The sequence below is a fragment of the Sphingobium baderi genome (assembly GCF_001456115.1).
Lineage (GTDB): Bacteria > Pseudomonadota > Alphaproteobacteria > Sphingomonadales > Sphingomonadaceae > Sphingobium > Sphingobium baderi_A.
Genome location: NZ_CP013264.1, coordinates 4,038,685 through 4,055,904, shown reverse-complemented (window position 1 = coordinate 4,055,904; position 17,220 = coordinate 4,038,685). Strand labels below are relative to the sequence as shown.

The window sequence follows — 17,220 nt, the reverse complement described above, 5'->3', positions numbered from 1 at the left end:
GGCTCATATGTTTGCGGCCATAACGCGGAACGCTCACAATCATGCTGTCATCTTCATCGTCCCCCATACAGGCGACACCGCGGCTGCCTTTCTATCGGCAGCTCTATATCCAGGTTCTTGCGGCAATCGCTCTGGGCGTGCTGGTGGGCTATATATGGCCCTCCACGGGAATCGCGCTCAAGCCTTTGGGCGACGCATTCATCAAGCTTGTGAAGATGATCATTGCACCGGTGATCTTCCTGACCATCGTGACCGGCATCGCCGGAATGAGGGAATTGGGCGCGATCGGTCGCGTAGCGGCCAAGGCCTTCGGCTATTTTCTATTTTTCTCCACGCTGGCACTGATCCTGGGGCTGATCGTCGGCAATATCGTCCAGCCGGGGGCGGGGCTGCATATCGATCCCGCGACGCTCGATAGCGGCAAAGTCGCGGATTATGCCCATCAAGCCCACGACCAGACCCTGACCGGCTTTCTGATGAACATCATACCGTCGACGCTGGTGTCGGCCGTTGCGGACGGGGACATATTGCAGGTGCTGTTCGTGGCGATCCTGTTCGGGATTGCCCTGACGATGATCGGGGACAAGGCCGCGCCCTTGTTGCGCGTGCTGGACTCGGCGAGCCATGCGATTTTCCGTCTGGTCGCGTTGCTCATGAAGGCGGCGCCGATTGGTGCCTTTGGCGCCATCGCCTTCACCATCGGCCAATATGGCATGGGGACGCTCGCCAATCTCGCTGGGTTGGTCGCGACCTTTTATCTGACCTCTCTGCTGTTCGTGCTTGTGGTGCTGGGCGCGGCGGCCTGGTTGGCCGGTTTCAACATCCTGCATTTGATCCGCTATCTGAAGGCGGAACTGCTGCTGGTGTTGGGCACATCCTCATCCGAAGCTGCGCTGCCCAGCCTGATCGAGAAGATGGAGCGGGCCGGATGCCGCAAATCCGTGGTCGGGCTGGTCGTGCCCACGGGATACAGCTTCAACCTTGATGGGACGAACATTTACATGACGCTGGCCGCGCTGTTTATCGCGCAGGCGACGGACACGCATCTAAGCCTTCAAGAGCAGGTCCTGCTGCTGTTGGTCGCGATGCTCTCCAGCAAGGGTGCGGCGGGCGTGACGGGGGCGGGTTTCATCACCTTGGCGGCTACCCTGTCCATCGTGCCATCTGTGCCGGTCGCGGGCATGGCGCTGATCCTGGGTGTCGATCGGTTCATGAGCGAATGCCGGAGCCTTACCAACTTCATCGGCAATGCCGTTGCCACCATTATCGTGTCGGCTTGGGAAAAAGGGCTCGATCGGGAAAGGTTCGATGCGGCGATGGCGGGGGTTCCGCTCGATCCGACGCCCGACATGCAGGAAGTCGTGCCCGACTGAGACCCTTAGTTGAGGCCGGTCAGGCTTTCCGTGCCGAACATGCGTTCCACTTCCAGTACCAGATCACGCAGGTGGAATGGTTTGGACAAGACCTTTGCCTGCGGCACCGCTTGCCCCGCGCGCAGGGTGACGGCAGCAAAGCCGGTGATGAACATGATACGCATGTCCGGCGCGACCGATGCGGCATGCTGGGCCAGTTCGATGCCATCCATTTCCGGCATGACGATGTCCGTCAGCAACAGGTCGAAGCGGTCGCTGTCAATATGCGGCACCGCCTCTGCGCCATTGGCGACGACGACGACTTCATAGCCCGATTTTTCCAGTGCGCGCGCAAGATAGGCACGCATGCTTTCATCATCTTCTGCCAGCAGAATTCGGACCATGATCCCAACTTTTCCTTGGTTCGCAATCGCAAAGCCACTCCGCCCGCCGGGGTGGCATGAAGCGGACATATATGCGACAAGTCGTAAATATTATCCAGCGAGCTAACCATTTTTGGCGCCCGACGCCGAGAGGAACCCTGTGGATCATTTCCTGCCGCCGCGCCCGGTGGAAAACAACCCCGCTTTCGACCGTTACGGATCGGACGTGCCGGCACATCCGATCGTTCTGTCCATTCCGCATGCCGGACGGAGCTATGATTCCGATTTGCTGGCGCGAGCGCGGGTCGGGCCTGAGGTGCTGCGGCGGCTGGAGGATCGTTGGGCCGACCTACTGGCGCTGCCGTTGATCGAAAGGGGCTATAGCGTAGTGGTGGCGCGGGCGCCTCGTGCAATGATCGATCTCAATCGGCATGAACGGGAAGTCGACCCCGGCATGGTGACGGGTCTGCCGCGCGAGATGGCGTTGCGGACCAGCCAGAAGCTGCGCGGAGGATTGGGGCTGATCCCACGGCGTTTGGCCGGCGCGGCGGAGCTGTGGCGCGGGCCGCTTCCCTGGGCGGAGGTGGCGCGGCGGATCGACACGGTCCACCGGCCTTATCATGCGGTACTTGACCGCCTGCTGAAAGCGGCGCGGGACGCGCACGGCCATGCCATCCTGATCGATCTGCATTCCATGCCGCCGCTGCCACCGACTGCCGCAGGACAGATGTCGCCATCGCTGGTGTTGGGTGACCGGTTCGGACAAACGGCGGCCGCCCGTTTGACGACTTTGGCCGGAGATGTGGCGGCGGGGCATGGCTTCCTGGCGGCGCAGAACCATCCCTATGCCGGGGATCATATGATCGAGCGGCATGGCAAACCGGCTCATGCGATCCATGCGCTGCAAGTGGAAATAGACCGGGCTTTCTATCTCGACATCGCGCTGGAGCAGCCGGGGCCGGGACTGGCGCGGATGCAGGCGCTGGTGAGCGCGCTGGCCGAAGCCCTGGCCAATGACCTGCCGCGCGCAGACTTTGCGATGGCGGCCGAGTAGGAGCGTCGGCGCTTAGCCTCGCATATGTCACGCCATTGTGGAGAATTAGCGGGCAAAAGCAGTTTCCCTTGCCGGTGCGATGCTATAGCGCGCAGGCGTCAAAGGAAGGTGTGATGAACGGCGAGCAGGATCCGAAAGTGAAGACGATTCTGCATCGTCTTCGGGAGCCGGAGGACAATCCGGTGCGCCGCGCCCGACGCATGGTTGAAGCGCAGGTGCCCGCCAATCGTCGCGGCCCGGGTTGGGACAGGCACTGGCGTGAGCTGGAAGCCTATCTGGACGAGCCGGGCTGCTGGTCTGGCAAGACGGAGGTGCAGGATGACGGCTGATCAGATGATCGACCTGATGATCGCGCGGCTTGTGCGGGAGCGGGGTGGGGCCAAGCATCGCTGGCGGCAGCGGATCGGTAGCGTGAAGTTCTATGCGCGCGCAACACATCCGCATTGTAATTGGGCGCTGAGTCCGACCGGCAGCTTCGGTGAGATCGAAGCGGTGGAATCGTTGGCGGATGAATTGCGGTTGAGGCATCCGGTTTTGGAGGGTTGAGGGATGGCTTTGATCAATGACGGACGTGCCGAAACATAAACCCCATATCGAAGGGTGTTGCGTGACATCAAACCTTCGATACGCCCCTTCGAAAGGCTCAGGGGCTATTCAGGACGACCGGAGTTGAAGAGAGCGGATAGCCCGCAATCCACCCAAAGCTGACATTGTCGCCTAACTAAAATGGCCTCCGCCCTTAAAAGGCGAAGGCCATTTCTTAGACCGAGCGCACCTATGCAGCGGCGCGGCGTTCTTTCAGTTCCTCGTTCAGCATTTCGGCGAGGAGGAAGGCGAGTTCCAGGCTCTGCGCCGCGTTTAGGCGCGGATCGCAATGGGTGTGGTAACGGTCGGCCAGGCCTTCGTCCGTGATCGCCACCGCGCCGCCTGTGCATTCCGTCACGTTCTGGCCCGTCATCTCGCAATGGATGCCGCCACCGAAGCTACCTTCCGCCCGGTGCACGGCGAAAAAGCCGCGCACTTCTGCGAGAATGCGGTCGAAGGGGCGGGTCTTGTAGCCATTGGCCGCCTTGATGACGTTGCCGTGCATCGGGTCGCAGGACCAGACGACCGGATGCCCTTCGCGCAGGACCGCGCGAACGAGCTTGGGTAGGCCCGCCTCAATCTTGTCATGACCATAGCGGGTGATCAGTGTGATACGCCCGGCTTCGCGCGACGGATTGAGAATGTCGAGCAGGCGGATGAGCGCATCCGGCTCCAGGCTGGGGCCGCATTTCATGCCGATGGGGTTGCCGATCCCGCGCAGATATTCGACATGCGCTGAGCCTTCGAACCGCGTGCGGTCGCCAATCCAGAGCATATGCGCGGACGTGTCATACCAATCGCCGGTCAGCGAATCCTGCCGGGTCAGCGCCTGCTCGAAAGGAAGAAGCAAGGCTTCATGGCTGGTGTAGAAGCTGGTCCCGCCAAGCTGCGGCACGGTTTCGGGCGACAGGCCGCAGGCACGCATGAAGTCGAGCGCTTCGCCGATCCGGTCGGCCACCGCATCGAACTTCGCGGCGAGCGGGCTGCGGCCCATGAAATCCAGCATCCAGCCATGGACACGGTCGAGGCTGGCATAACCGCCGGTTGAGAAGGCGCGCAGCAGGTTGAGTGTTGCCGCCGACTGGTTATAGGCGCGGACCATGCGCTGCGGATCTGGCTCGCGCGCTTCGGGCGTGAAGGCGATATCGTTGACGTTGTCGCCGCGATAGCTGGGCAGTTCGACCCCGCCGATGGTTTCCGTCCCGGCCGAGCGCGGCTTGGCGAACTGACCCGCCATGCGTCCGACCTTCACGATCGGCAATTTCGACGCGAAGGTCAGCACCACCGCCATCTGGAGCAGCACGCGGAAGGTGTCGCGGATATTGTCCGGATGGAACTCCGCGAAGCTTTCCGCGCAGTCGCCGCCCTGCAGCAGGAACGCTTCGCCCGTCGTGACCTTGGCAAGCTCCGCCTTCAGGCTGCGCGCTTCGCCGGCAAAGACGAGCGGGGGAAACTGGCCAAGTTGGGTCTCCACAGCAGCCAGCGCCGCCGCGTCCCGATATTCGGGCATCTGGATGCCCTCTTGGCTGCGCCAGCTTTCCGGCGTCCACTTCGCCGCCACAACGAGTCTCCTTGAACATATGAAAATAGGCGCCGCACCTACGATGAAGCAGCGATCAAGGCAAGTTTATAGCGGTTTTAGGTGGAGTAGCGCTAATGGATTGCTTCGATCAGGCTGATCGACGTCATTTATCGCAAGAATAGCGTTCGTTGAGCGCCACGCTGACGAGCACGGAGGCAGGGGCTTTTCGCTGGTCGGGATAGCGTTCCAGATAGGCGACGACGACGCGGCGCACGTCTTCCCCCTTCATTTGGGCGGGCCAGCAATTAGGGCGGGCGCGGCCCAGGAACACATCTTTCTTGATGCCGTCCACTGCCCCGACGATATAGGCGGTGCAGGCGAGTGCATATTCCGGCGCCTTGTTTCGGCATTTGGCGAGCAGGGTCGTGCCGGTTTCGAACATGAACGCCTGTGTGGGCGTACCCTCGGCCGCAGACTGGGGCGCGGCAACGGCAGGCGTTATCGCCGCACCGCTCAAGGCGGCCATGATCGTCAACCACTGTTGGAACATGCAGAGAAAGTTATACTTTTGCTCATTTCTGTCCAGTCGGATCGACGGTGGGCGGAAACGGCTCGTCGCATATCGAATCAAGTAAACATTTGATAAATAATGTTTATAGAGAGAGGCGCCAATCCCACCGCAGGGGATCACCATCCATCACCTCCACCCCGCGTGCGGCGAGCGCATCGCGAATTTCGTCGGAGAGGGCGAAATCCTTGCTGGCGCGGGCGCTCTGGCGGCGATCGAGTTCGGCTTCGATCTCCTCCGGCGTGATTTGCGCGTCCTTCGACTGGAGGCGTAGATCGGCGCGGTTGAGCGTGAGCAGATTGAGGCCGAGCGCGAAATCGAAGGCTGCGATCAGGCAGAGCTTTTCATCGACGGGCACTTTCTTGAGCGCAATGGCTTCCTCCAGCAGCGGGAGCGCGCGTGGCGTCATCAGGTCGTCGCTGATCGCGGCGTCGAATTGTTCGAGCAATGGCGCCAACTTGGGGTGAAGGTTGGCGCGCAGGAAGTCGAGGCGCGGCGATTGCCATGTCACGCCTTCGGCCCTGGCTTTCAGGGCCTCCACGCCCATGACGAGCCGTTTCAAGCGCGTGAGAGCTGCGCCCACCCCTTCCGCGCTGAACTCCAGTTCGCTGCGGTAATGCGCGCCGAGGCAGAGCAGGCGATAGGCGAGCGGGTGTATGCCGGCGTCGATCAGGGAGAAGAGCGTGGTAAAGCCGCCCTTCGACTTGCTCATCTTGCCTTGGCGGTCGACGAGAAAGTTGTTGTGCATCCACCAGCGCGCGCCCGTGAAGCCCGCCGTCGCCGCGTCCGGTTCGCCGCAGCACGCTGCGTGGAACGCCTGGTTCTGAGCGATTTCATTGGGATGGTGGATTTCGCGATGGTCGATGCCGCCGGTATGGATGTCGAAGGGGTGGCCAAGCCGCGCCTGGCTCATCACCGAACATTCAAGGTGCCAGCCGGGTGCGCCCTTGCCCCAGGGGGAATCCCATTCCATCTGCCGCTGCTCGCCTGGCGGAGACTTGCGCCAGATGGCGAAGTCGGATGCGTTGCGCTTGCCCGCGACCGGATCGATGCGGGCATGAGCGGCGTCATCGCGACCGCCCGCCAGCGCGCCATAGTCGGGCACGGTGCCGCTGTCGAAATAAAGGCCGGTTTCCAGTTCGTAGCAATGATGCGGCGCGATTTTTTCTGCGAACGCGATCATCTGCGGGACATAATCGGTCGCGACAGTCCATTCGCTCGGCGCGATGATATTGAGCGCGGCAACATTGGATTTGAAGGCGTCTGTATAGTGCGCCGCTATGTCCCAGATGCTCTTGGCCTGGGCACGGGCGGCAGCCTCCATCTTGTCGTCGCCCGCGTCGGCGTCGGAGGTGAGGTGGCCGACATCGGTGATATTGATGATGTGGGTGACGGCCAGCCCTTTCCATAACAGAGTGCGGCGCAGCGTGTCGGTGAAAACATAGGCGCGCAGATTGCCGAGATGGGCGTAATTATAGACGGTCGGACCACAGCTATAGACGCGTACATGGCCCTGTTCGATCGGCGCGAAGGACTCGGTCGAACGGGTGACGCTGTTGAACAGGCGCAGCGGTGCGGCGATATGCTGGTCTTCGGACATGGCGAGGAGCCATGCGGCCAGAAGCGCCGGGCGTCAACGGGGAGAAGGGATGGCGGCGGTGGCCGTTGGCGGAAGATTGCTCCGGGGGGTCTTATACGCAGGCGCGTTTCGCCTGAATGTCGCGCAGAATGTGGGCACAATGTTGCATCCTCTTCATCCTCGCCTGAAGGAAAATGACGGCCAGTTTTTTTAATGAACCGCATGGGGCCGCACTGTCGATTGTAACAAAGTATTGCTGATGCACCGATCCCTTGCGCTGGGCCGTTTGACTTCCGATATTGCCGTTGCGGGCCGGGCCCCTCTGGCGGTTGGACAATTCCAGCCGTGATGTCGGACCGCATCGAGTGTGCTCGGTGCAGGTTCGGGGGATTGTTGCCCCCTTCATTCCACCGAAGACCGCGCTGGGCCGCTCGATCCTGTGTGTTTTGGAAGGATGGAGTTTTAACGCCGTGAATAATCCCGTTCGCATGCCGGGCTATGATGCCAGCCAGACGGTGCAGGTCGATGCCGGCTTGCGCGCGCATATGCTGGGCGTTTTTCGCAACATGGGCATTGGTCTGGTTATCACCGGCCTCGTGGCTGCATTTGTCGGCAACACACCCGCATTGGCCGCCGCTATTTTTGGTACGCCGCTCAAATGGGTGGCGATCTTCGCGCCGCTGGCCTTTGTGTTCTTTTTCAGCTTCCGCATCGAGAAAATGACGACTGCTGGCGCACGCATGGCCTTCTACGCCTTTTCGGCGGTGATGGGCGTATCGCTGGCCAGCATTTTCCTGATCTTTACAGGCGGGAGCATCGCCCAGGCCTTTTTCTCCGCGTCGGTGATGTTTCTCGCCATGGCGCTGTGGGGTTATACGACGCAGCGTGACCTCACGAAAATGGGATCGTTCCTCATCATGGGCCTGATCGGCATCATCGTCGCCAGCCTCATCAACCTGTTCATCGGTTCTTCGGCGATGGCGATGGTGGTTTCGATCCTGGGCGTGGTGATTTTCACTGGCCTGACCGCCTGGGACACACAGCGCATCAAGTCGGAATATTTCACCTATGCCGGTCATGAAATGGCGGAAAAGATGCAGGTGATGGGCGCACTGTCGCTCTATCTGAACTTCGTCAACCTGTTCCAGATGCTGCTCAATCTGACCGGCGAGCGGGAATAAGCGGATGCGTGACGCACAGGCCGTATCGGCCATGCTCTGCCCGGTCTGTCATGTCGGATTGGCGATGACGGACCGGCAGGGGGTGGAAGTCGACTATTGTCCGCAATGCCGAGGCGTTTGGCTGGACCGGGGCGAACTGGATAAGATAATCGAGCGGTCGGCGCGGGAAGCCATGCCAGCCGCCGCGGTGAGCCAGCCCAGCTACCGGCCCGACCGCGACTATCGGGACGATGGGCGATATTATCAGAAAAAGCGAAAGAAGAGCTTTCTGGAAGAGCTGTTCGATTGAGGAAAGGCCGGTCGTGATGACCGGCCTTTTCTTTTTGCGGCATGCTTCGCCATGCCAGCGACGACTGGCCGCCGCTTAGTGCGCTGCGCCCCAGCTAGGGCCGTGGCCGATTTCGACGCCCAGCGGGACGGAGAGCTTCACCAGAGGTTCGGCTGCGCCTTCCATGACGCGGCGGATGACGGGGCTGGCGCGCTCCACATCGCTTTGCGGCAATTCAAACACCAGTTCGTCATGGACCTGTAGCAGCATCCTTACCTGATCCAGTCCCTCGGCGGCCAGCGCCGGGCCCATGCGGGCCATGGCGCGCTTGATGATGTCGGCGCTGGTGCCCTGGATCGGGGCGTTGATTGCGGCCCGCTCCGCGCCCTGCCGTTCATGCTGGATGGATGCCCGGATGCGGGGGAACCATGTCTTCCGGCCGAAGAGGGTTTCGGTGTAGCCGCGCTCGCGTGCCTTCTCTATCGTCTCGTTGATGTAGATGTTGATGCCGGGGAAGCGCTCATAATAGCGGGAGATCATGTCCTGCGCCTCGTCCGCCGTGATCTCCAGCCGTGCAGCCAGGCCCCAGCGGGAAATGCCATACAGGATCGCGAAGTTGATCGTTTTGGCGCGGGCGCGGGTGTCGCGGTTTACCTCCCCAAAAAGCTGTTCCGCCGTGGCGGCGTGGATGTCCTCGCCATCTGCGAAGGCTTGCTTGAGCGCCGGCACGTCCGCCATGTGCGCGGCGAGGCGCAGTTCGATCTGGCTGTAGTCCGCCGCGAGGATGACATTGCCCGGTTCCGCGACGAAGGCATGGCGTATCTGGCGGCCGACTTCGGTGCGGATGGGGATATTTTGCAGGTTCGGATCGGTGGACGACAGACGGCCCGTCTGCGCGCCCGAGAGCGAATAGCTGGTGTGGACGCGGGCTGAATCCTTGTTGATCTGGGCTTGCAGCGCATCGGTATAGGTGGATTTTAGCTTGGAGAGCTGACGCCAGTCGAGCACCTTGCCCGCGATCTCCGCGCCCTGGGCCTTCAATTGTTCGAGAATGTTGGCGTCGGTGGAATAGGCGCCGGACTTGCCCTTGCGCCCACCCTTATAGCCCAGCTTGTCGAACAGGATCGCGCCCAGCTGCTGCGTCGAACCGATGGCGAAGGGCTGGCCGGCGAGCGCGTGGATTTCCGTTTCCAGCGCCGCGATGCCAGCGGTGAACTCGGCGGACAGGCGGGACAGCGCCTCGCGGTCCACCTTGATCCCTTCATGCTCCATCTTCGCGATGACCGGGACGAGCGGGCGGTCGACCAGTTCGTAGATGCGGGTCGCGCCTTCGTTCGCGATGCGCGCCTTGAACAGTTTCCACAGGCGCAGCGTGACGTCGGCATCCTCGGCGGCATATTCGGTTGCCCTGTCGAGCGGTACTTCGGCGAAGCTGATCTGCTTCTTGCCCGTTCCCGCCACATCCTTGAAGCTGATGCAACTGTGGTTGAGGTGGGTCTTGGCTGCCTCGTCCATGCCATGCCCGGCGAGGCTCTGCCCTGCGTCGAGGTCAAAGCTCATGACGATGGTGTCGTCATAGGGCGCGATCTCAATGCCGTGGCGGCGCAGGATGGTGATGTCATATTTGAGGTTTTGGCCGACCTTAAGGACGCTATCGTCCTCCAGCAGAGGCTTGATCTTGGCAAGGACAAGGGCAAGCGGCAACTGTTCGGGACGTTCGGCGAACATGTCCTTCCCGCCGTGGCCGACCGGGATGTAGCAGGCTTTGCTGGGGCCGATGGCGAGGCTCACGCCCACCAGAGCGCAGGACACGCAGTCGAGCATGTCGGTTTCGGTGTCGACCGCCACAACGCCTTCCGCATGGGCTTCAGCGATCCAGCGTTCGAGTGCTTCTTCCGTCACCACGGTTTCGTAGAGGCTACGGTCAATGGGCGGTTCTTCCTCCGCTTGAGGAGCGAGCGGTGGCGTGCTTTCGCTGACGGCAGCAGAGGTGGCCGCGACCGCCACCGCTGCAGCGGGCGCACCAAGGCGGGCCAGCAGCGATTTGAAGCCGTGGTGGGACAGGAATGCCTGCAAGGGTTCAGGCGGGATACCCTTGAGCGTCAGATCCTCCAGCGGTTCCGGCAGGTCCATGCTGTCGTGCAGCGCCACCAGCTTGCGCGATAGGCGCGCCATATCGGCATGGGCGATGAGGTTTTCCTGCATCTTCGATTTTTTCATCGACGGCGCGGCTTTGAGCGCGGCTTCAAGTGAGCCATATTCGGTGATGAGCTTCGCCGCCGTCTTGGGACCGATGCCCGGCACGCCCGGAACATTGTCGACGCTGTCACCCATCAGCGCAAGGACATCGCCCAGCTGCTCGGGCTGGACGCCGAACTTGCCCATCACATAGTCCGCGCCGCGCCTTTCGTTCTTCATGGTGTCATACATGTCGACGTCGGGCTGGATGAGCTGCATCAAATCCTTGTCGGAACTGACGATGGTGACTTTCCAGCCCTGCGCGATGGCGGCCTTTGTATATGTTGCGATGATATCGTCGGCTTCGAAACCCGCTTCTTCGATGCAGGGGAGGGAGAAGGCGCGGGTCGCATCGCGGATCATTGGGAACTGGGGAACCAGATCTTCCGGCGCAGGCGGGCGGTTCGCCTTATACTGGTCATACATGTCGTTGCGGAAAGTGTGGCTGCCCTTGTCCAGCACCACGGCCAGATGCGTGGGGCCGTCCGTATTGCCCAGCTCCGTCGCCAGCTTCCAGAGCATCGTCGTATAGCCATAGACCGCGCCCACCGGCTGGCCATGTTGGTTGGTGAGCGGCGGAAGCTGGTGATAGGCGCGGAAGATATAGCCGCTGCCGTCCACCAGATAGAGATGATTCTGAGACATGGAGCGGAGATAGCGGGTTATGCCTTCGCTCTCCAGTGCCGGACGGCGGGGAACCAGCCATCATGCCGTTTATTTCCCTTTTGTTTCCATATACGCCTTTCACAAAAAGGGGGATGCATGAAGGGTTTCAGCGGATCGTGCGTTGGATTGGCGGCCTTGCTGGTGGTGGCTGCCGCAGGAATTGGCGCGCAGGCGCAGGCGCAGGCGGCGGAACAACGGGATTTCTGCGCCGACCGGCCGGGCATCGGGACGCCGGCCTGCACCATGAATCCGGGCCGCGTGCAACTGGAACTGGGACTAGGCGACTGGGCGCGGGAGAAGGATGCTGCGACCCGGACCGACAGCGTGGAGCTGGGCGAGGTGCTGGTGCGGGTGGGCGTGACCGGCAGCACTGAAGCGCAGATCGGCTGGACAGCCTTTGGCCATGTGCGGGAAAAGGATCGCATCACGGGCGTCGTGAGCAAGGATAGTGGCGTCGGGGACGTGACGCTGGCGATCCGGCAGAATCTGCGAAATCCGGATGGCTCGGGTTTTTCGGCGGCGGTCATGCCCTATGTGACGTTGCCCAGCGGAGGATCGGCCATAGGCGCGGACGATTGGGGTGCGGGGGCGTTGCTCCCTTTGTCCTTCGATCTGGGAAGCGGTCTGTCGCTCGAAGCGATGGGCGAGATGGACGCTGCGGTCGATGAGGATCGGGACGGGCGGCATCTGGCCTATGGCGGGGTGCTGGGGGTGGGTTTCGATCTCAGCCAAACGGTGTCGGCCATGTTCGAGATTTCCATGCTGCGCGACAATGATCCGACTGGTCATGCGACGGAGGCATTGTCGGGCCTGTCGCTGGCGTGGCAGCCGTCAGGCAATATGCAGGTCGATATCGGAACCAATGTCGGCCTGAACCACGACAGTCTCGATAGTGAGGTCTATCTTGGTATATCGCGACGCTTCTGAGAAGGCCGAACCCACCTGTGCGAAGGGCGGGCTCGGCGGACATCATCGCTTCTCGTGATTGGCGGCGACGGCTTTTGCCACGGCCTGCATTAACTGCCAGCGGACGGGAATAGGCTCGGTGGTACTGCCGATCATCACGGCGACGGCATAGCTGGTGCCGTCTGGCGCTGTCATGATGCCGATATCGTTGTAGCCGGTAGAACGCGGCGCCAGATCCTGCCCCGTCCCGGTCTTGTGCAGATAATGCCAGCCCGGCGGGACACCGCCCTTGATCCGTTGCGGACCTGTCTTGGCCTCGCCCATGATGGAGAGTAGCGCGCTGGTGGAGGAGGGCGACAGCATGTCCCCTTGTTTAAGCTTTGCCAGTGCCTGCACGACGGACGCAGGCGCCGCGCCATCCGGTGGATTGGCTAGGTAATTGTCGAGCGCCTTCTTGCGGACCGATGGGGGCAGCTTGGCGCGCGCGGCGTAGAAATTACGACCGATCGAATAATCCTGCCGCCAGTCGAGACCTGCCGTCGCCGATTGCAACAGCCGCTCTCCCGGGCCGAAGCGAATATTGCTGATGAACCGCCGGGCGAGGAAGCCGCGCACTGCGTCAGGTCCACCGACCGCGCGCAGCAGCGCGTCGTTGCAGGTATTGTCACTCTGCGTCATCGCGCGGTTCATGAGGTTGCTGTAAGTGGTCGTCCAGCCGGTGTTGCCAACCATGGCGGCGCTGGGCTGGTGGAAAAGGGTTAAGTCCTTGCGCGTGATCGTGGTGGTGTCGGACAGACGCAGCTTGCCCCGGTCGACCGCGTCGAGAAAGGCCATTGACACCCAGAGTTTCGACACGCTCTGCTGTGGAAAGAGCTGATTACCATTAAAGGCGACGGTCCAGTCCGCCCCCACGCGGCGGACGGCGATGCCGACATGGCCATTGAAGCTCTGCCCCAAATTGCGGATGACGCTGACGAGCGCGGGGGAAGGCGCTTCGCGTTGATCGACATCCTGATAAGGGCGCGGAGGATTGGCGACCTGTTTGATGGGAAAGGTTGCCGTGGTGGGCCGTGGCTTGGCGGCGCGGGCCTGCGCGGCGGGCGGCTGTGGCGCGCTTACACAGGCAGACAATGCCGCAACTAACAGAATCAGCTTCGCGGAAATGATACCGCCTTCAGGCCGCCCACCCGGCCCTTTATCCTTCGAATTCATGAACGTCCCCGCTCTCCAGAGCATCGTTTAGGCACTCTCTTTCCCATAGGCCGCAAGATTCATGCGACGAATGATTCCACATTCGCGATGTAAGGAGTCTGAACATGGGAACCGTCTCATCCAGCCGCTCAGTTGCGGTTCAGGTCGGCGTCGCGATAGAAAAAGGCATATGATGGACAGGCGAACATGGTTGTTGGGTAGCGGCGCGCTGCTGGCTGGATGGGCGGCATGGAGTGGCCCGGCGAAGGCGGCCGCATTCGCGTCGCGGCGTATCGCCGTCACCGTGCGCGGCAGCGGGCGCGACGTACTGTTGATACCCGGTCTGGCGAGCGGCCCGGACATCTGGAACGGCTTGGTAAGTGCGGTGCCGGGTTTTCGCTGGCATCTGATCCATGTGCGTGGCTTTGCCGGGCTGGCGGCGGATGCCAACGCCAGTGGGCCGCTGCTTCAGCCGCTGGCGGACGAGATCGCGCGTTATGTGCGAACCTGTGGGCTGGTCCGGCCTGCAGTGGTGGGGCACAGCATGGGCGGCACGCTGGCGATGATGCAGGGGTTGAAGGGAATCAGCGGGCGGATCATGGTGGTCGACATGTTGCCCGCCGGGGCTGCGATGGTCGGCGGGACGGCCGGGGGCGTGGGCTATCTTGCCGATCAACTGGGACAATATTTCACGGGAACCAAGGCTGGGCGGGCTTATCTGGCGCAGATCGTGGCGCAGGCGCCCGGTGCGAAGGGCAGCGACCCGGATGTCATCGCCAATGCGCTGCGCGATCTGGCCAATGTCGACCTTGGTCCGCAATTGCCGCGTTTGGCTAAACCGCTGGAGGTGGTCTATGCCGTGGGTAGCGACGGGGAGCAGGCCAGGGAAATCAGTGCGCGCTTTCGCGCTGCTTATGCGCTTAAGAAGGATGCGCGGCTGGTGCCGATCGGGCCGAGCGGTCATTTGGTGATGGCGGATCAGCCGGCACGCTTTCAGACCACGCTTCGCAATTTTCTGACGCGCTGACCTGGGCTTGGTCTAGGCCAGGGAAGCTGCGTGAGTATCGCCGCCGGTTTTCTTACGGCGTCAGCACGGTATCGACGGCCTGCGGCAGCATGTCGGGATAATCGAGCGTATAATGCAGACCCCGGCTTTCCTTGCGATGCAGCGCGGAGCGGACGACGAGCCGCGCGACTTCCAGCAGGTTGCGTAGTTCGATGAGGTCGGGCGTCACGCGAAAATTGCCATAATATTCGTCCACCTCCTGCGCGAGCAGGGTGACGCGGTGCTGGGCGCGTTCCAGCCGTTTCGTTGTCCGGACGATGCCGACATAATCCCACATGAACCGGCGGATTTCCTTCCAGTTGTGCTGGACGATGACTTCCTCGTCGCCATTGGTGACGCGGCTTTCGTCCCATGGGCGGATGGAAGGCGGGGATGGAAAATCATCCCAATGAGTGCGGATATGCTTCGCTGCCGCTTCGCCAAAAACGAAACATTCGAGCAGCGAGTTCGAGGCAAGGCGATTGGCGCCATGCAGCCCGCTTTCGGTGACTTCGCCTGCGGCATAGAGACCGGGCAGATCGGTGCGACCGTCCAGATCTATGATGACGCCGCCGCAGGTATAATGCTGGGCCGGAACGACGGGGATCGGCTCCTTCGTAATGTCGATATCGAGGTCCAGCAGTCGCGCATGGATGGTCGGGAAGTGATGCTTCACGAATTCCGGCGGCTTGTGACTGATGTCGAGATGGACATAGTCGAGGCCGAGCCGCTTGATTTCATGGTCGATGGCGCGGGCGACGATATCGCGCGGCGCAAGTTCGGCGCGCGGATCGAAGCGGGGCATAAACCGCTCGCCGCCGCCGGGGACGCCGGGCGGGAGCTTGAGATGTCCGCCCTCGCCACGCACGGCTTCGGTGATGAGGAAGTTCTTGACCTCCAGATTGTAGAGGCAGGTCGGATGAAACTGATTCATCTCCATGTTGGATACACGGCAGCCCGCGCGCCAAGCCATGGCGATGCCATCGCCTGTCGCGCCGCGTGGAGCGGTGGAGAACAGATAGGTACGGCCCGCGCCGCCGGTAGCGAGGATGGTCGCCTTTCCCAGCAGGGCGTCGACATGGCCGGTTTTCTTGTTGAGGGCGTAAACGCCCCAGACATGGCCGTCGCCCGAATATTTCTCGCCATGGCGAGAGGTGATGAGGTCGATGGCGATCAAATCCTCGATCAGGGTGATGTTCGGGTTGGCGCGGGCAGCCTTGAGCAGCGCCACCTGCACGGCATGTCCCGTCGCGTCGTCGACATGGACGATGCGGCGGTGACTGTGCCCGCCCTCTCGCGTCAGGTGCCAGCGTTCACCAAATTCCTCCCCGCCGTTGAAGGGAACGCCGAGCTTCGCGAGCCGCTCGATCGCGACGGGCGCTTCGGACACGACGAATTCGACCGTCTCGCGATTGTTGAGACCCGCGCCCGCTATCATCGTGTCTTCCACATGCGCGTCGAAACTGTCGCCTGCGTCGAGCACCGCCGCGATGCCGCCTTGCGCCCAGTTGGTGGAGCCGCCGTCGAGAGCTCCCTTGGCCAACACCACGACCTTGCGGTCCTGCGCTAGGTTGATCGCGGCGGTGAGCCCTGCAGCGCCGGAGCCTATAATGACGACGTCATGGGTGGTTGTGGGCATCTGCTCTCTGACTTTTCTGGCCGTTCGGCGGGTATTGTTTCAAGTCCTGCCTTATGAAGGGAAGTATAGTCATTCGACAAGCGCAGGACGAAGGGGCGTTTCAGATAGTCACGCTGCCGCCGTCAGGTTGAGGAACACATCCTCCAGATCGGGATCGCGCGTTACCACATCCACGATGGCAAGGCCGCTCGCCTGCACGGCGGAAAGCACCTGTCCGGCATTGGCGCGATCTTTCATATAGGTGATCGTCAGGGTGCGGTCGCCCGACAGTTCGACCTTCTCGAAACAGGGCGCGTCGGGCGCGATGGCGATGTCGCGATCCACCGTCACCTGCACCACTTTTTCCTGCGCCATGGCGATAAGTTCGCGGGTCGGCTTGTCAGTGATGAGGCGGCCATGGTTGATGATGCCGATGCGGTCGCATAGTTCTTCGGCTTCTTCCAGATAGTGCGTGGTAAGGACGATGGTCACGCCTTGCGCGTTGAGTTCGCGCACATAGGCCCAAAGCTGCTGGCGCAATTGCACGTCCACGCCTGCTGTGGGTTCGTCCAGCACGAGGATGGGCGGGGAATGGACCATGGCCTTCGCCACCAGTAGGCGACGTTTCATGCCGCCCGACAAAGTGCGGGCATAGGCGTTCGCCTTGTCGTCCAGACGAACGGCGCGCAACAGCTCCATCGAGCGGCGGCGGTCCTTGGGCACGCCATAATAGCCCGCCTGATTTTCCAGCGTCTCAAAGGGCGTGAAGAAGGGATCGAAGACGATCTCCTGGGGCACGATACCGATGCTGTTCTTGGCGTTGCGGGGGTTCTGGTCGATGTCGAAGCCCCAGATGCTTGCGCTTCCGCTGGTCTTGTTGACGAGCCCCGCCAGGATGTTGATCGTGGTCGACTTGCCCGCGCCATTTGGCCCCAACAAGCCATATATCTGCCCGCGCGGGATGGTGAGGGAGATATCATCCAGCGCGCGCTTGCCGCCCGCATAGACCTTGGTGAGGTTGGTGATCTCGATGGCGGCCTGGGAAGAGATGTCGGTCATGGCGC

Annotated in this window: 16 protein-coding genes; 8 read left to right on the top strand and 8 right to left on the bottom strand. The window is 61.9% G+C overall.

The window, feature by feature from the left end; all coding sequences use genetic code 11:
• The first annotated feature begins 41 nt into the window (after positions 1-41).
• Positions 42-1,373, top strand: a complete 1,332-nt coding sequence (locus ATN00_RS19845; RefSeq protein ID WP_062068116.1) for a dicarboxylate/amino acid:cation symporter — start codon at positions 42-44, stop codon at positions 1,371-1,373.
• A 5-nt stretch (positions 1,374-1,378) separates the two neighbouring features.
• Here ATN00_RS19845 and cpdR read toward each other — a convergent pair whose 3' ends face one another.
• Complete coding sequence (gene cpdR, locus ATN00_RS19840) at positions 1,379-1,756, bottom strand: cell cycle two-component system response regulator CpdR (protein WP_062068114.1); 378 nt, start codon at positions 1,754-1,756, stop codon at positions 1,379-1,381.
• Between the two features lie 139 nt (positions 1,757-1,895).
• Between cpdR and ATN00_RS19835 the strand changes: the two genes are divergently transcribed.
• From ATN00_RS19835 to ATN00_RS19825, 3 genes are all read left to right on the top strand, one after another.
• Positions 1,896-2,789, top strand: coding sequence for an N-formylglutamate amidohydrolase (locus ATN00_RS19835; RefSeq protein ID WP_062068112.1), 894 nt, complete (start codon positions 1,896-1,898; stop codon positions 2,787-2,789).
• Between the two features lie 113 nt (positions 2,790-2,902).
• On the top strand, positions 2,903-3,118 hold the full coding sequence (locus ATN00_RS19830) for a hypothetical protein (RefSeq protein ID WP_062068110.1): 216 nt from the start codon (positions 2,903-2,905) through the stop codon (positions 3,116-3,118).
• Entirely contained in the window at positions 3,108-3,335 is a 228-nt protein-coding gene (locus ATN00_RS19825; protein WP_062068107.1) for a hypothetical protein, read from the top strand. Before ATN00_RS19830 ends, ATN00_RS19825 begins: the two co-directional genes overlap by 11 nt.
• 229 nt (positions 3,336-3,564) lie before the next feature.
• Here the strand turns inward: ATN00_RS19825 and ATN00_RS19820 are convergent, their stop codons facing one another.
• The 3 genes from ATN00_RS19820 to cysS all read right to left on the bottom strand — a co-directional run bounded on the left by ATN00_RS19820 (position 3,565) and on the right by cysS (position 7,064).
• Positions 3,565-4,935, bottom strand: coding sequence for a class II 3-deoxy-7-phosphoheptulonate synthase (locus ATN00_RS19820; RefSeq protein ID WP_062068105.1), 1,371 nt, complete (start codon positions 4,933-4,935; stop codon positions 3,565-3,567).
• A gap of 124 nt (positions 4,936-5,059) precedes the next feature.
• Entirely contained in the window at positions 5,060-5,338 is a 279-nt protein-coding gene (locus ATN00_RS19815) for a Rap1a/Tai family immunity protein (protein WP_082635345.1), read from the bottom strand.
• Between the two features lie 211 nt (positions 5,339-5,549).
• Positions 5,550-7,064, bottom strand: coding sequence for a cysteine--tRNA ligase (gene cysS / locus ATN00_RS19810; protein WP_062068101.1), 1,515 nt, complete (start codon positions 7,062-7,064; stop codon positions 5,550-5,552).
• A gap of 467 nt (positions 7,065-7,531) precedes the next feature.
• Here cysS and ATN00_RS19805 point away from each other — a divergent pair, with 467 nt between their 5' ends.
• Positions 7,532-8,224, top strand: a complete 693-nt coding sequence (locus tag ATN00_RS19805; protein ID WP_062068099.1) for a Bax inhibitor-1/YccA family protein — start codon at positions 7,532-7,534, stop codon at positions 8,222-8,224.
• A gap of 4 nt (positions 8,225-8,228) precedes the next feature.
• Positions 8,229-8,513 carry a TFIIB-type zinc ribbon-containing protein gene (locus ATN00_RS19800; RefSeq protein WP_062068097.1) on the top strand — a complete coding sequence of 95 codons (285 nt, stop codon included), beginning with the start codon at positions 8,229-8,231 and terminating at the stop codon, positions 8,511-8,513.
• Between the two features lie 75 nt (positions 8,514-8,588).
• Here ATN00_RS19800 and polA read toward each other — a convergent pair whose 3' ends face one another.
• On the bottom strand, positions 8,589-11,375 hold the full coding sequence (polA, locus tag ATN00_RS19795) for a DNA polymerase I (protein WP_062068095.1): 2,787 nt from the start codon (positions 11,373-11,375) through the stop codon (positions 8,589-8,591).
• A gap of 117 nt (positions 11,376-11,492) precedes the next feature.
• Between polA and ATN00_RS19790 the strand changes: the two genes are divergently transcribed.
• Complete coding sequence (locus ATN00_RS19790; protein WP_062068093.1) at positions 11,493-12,323, top strand: transporter; 831 nt, start codon at positions 11,493-11,495, stop codon at positions 12,321-12,323.
• Between the two features lie 42 nt (positions 12,324-12,365).
• Here the strand turns inward: ATN00_RS19790 and ATN00_RS19785 are convergent, their stop codons facing one another.
• On the bottom strand, positions 12,366-13,514 hold the full coding sequence (locus ATN00_RS19785) for a serine hydrolase (protein WP_062068091.1): 1,149 nt from the start codon (positions 13,512-13,514) through the stop codon (positions 12,366-12,368).
• A 169-nt stretch (positions 13,515-13,683) separates the two neighbouring features.
• Between ATN00_RS19785 and ATN00_RS19780 the strand changes: the two genes are divergently transcribed.
• Positions 13,684-14,520 carry an alpha/beta fold hydrolase gene (locus tag ATN00_RS19780; RefSeq protein ID WP_062068089.1) on the top strand — a complete coding sequence of 279 codons (837 nt, stop codon included), beginning with the start codon at positions 13,684-13,686 and terminating at the stop codon, positions 14,518-14,520.
• Between the two features lie 52 nt (positions 14,521-14,572).
• On the opposite strand, the gene nadB is transcribed toward ATN00_RS19780, so the two are convergent.
• Both nadB and ATN00_RS19770 read right to left on the bottom strand, forming a co-directional pair.
• Positions 14,573-16,177 carry an L-aspartate oxidase gene (nadB, locus tag ATN00_RS19775; RefSeq protein WP_062068087.1) on the bottom strand — a complete coding sequence of 535 codons (1,605 nt, stop codon included), beginning with the start codon at positions 16,175-16,177 and terminating at the stop codon, positions 14,573-14,575.
• 108 nt (positions 16,178-16,285) lie between these two features.
• On the bottom strand, positions 16,286-17,215 hold the full coding sequence (locus ATN00_RS19770; protein WP_062068085.1) for an ABC transporter ATP-binding protein: 930 nt from the start codon (positions 17,213-17,215) through the stop codon (positions 16,286-16,288).
• Between the last annotated feature and the right edge of the window lie 5 nt (positions 17,216-17,220).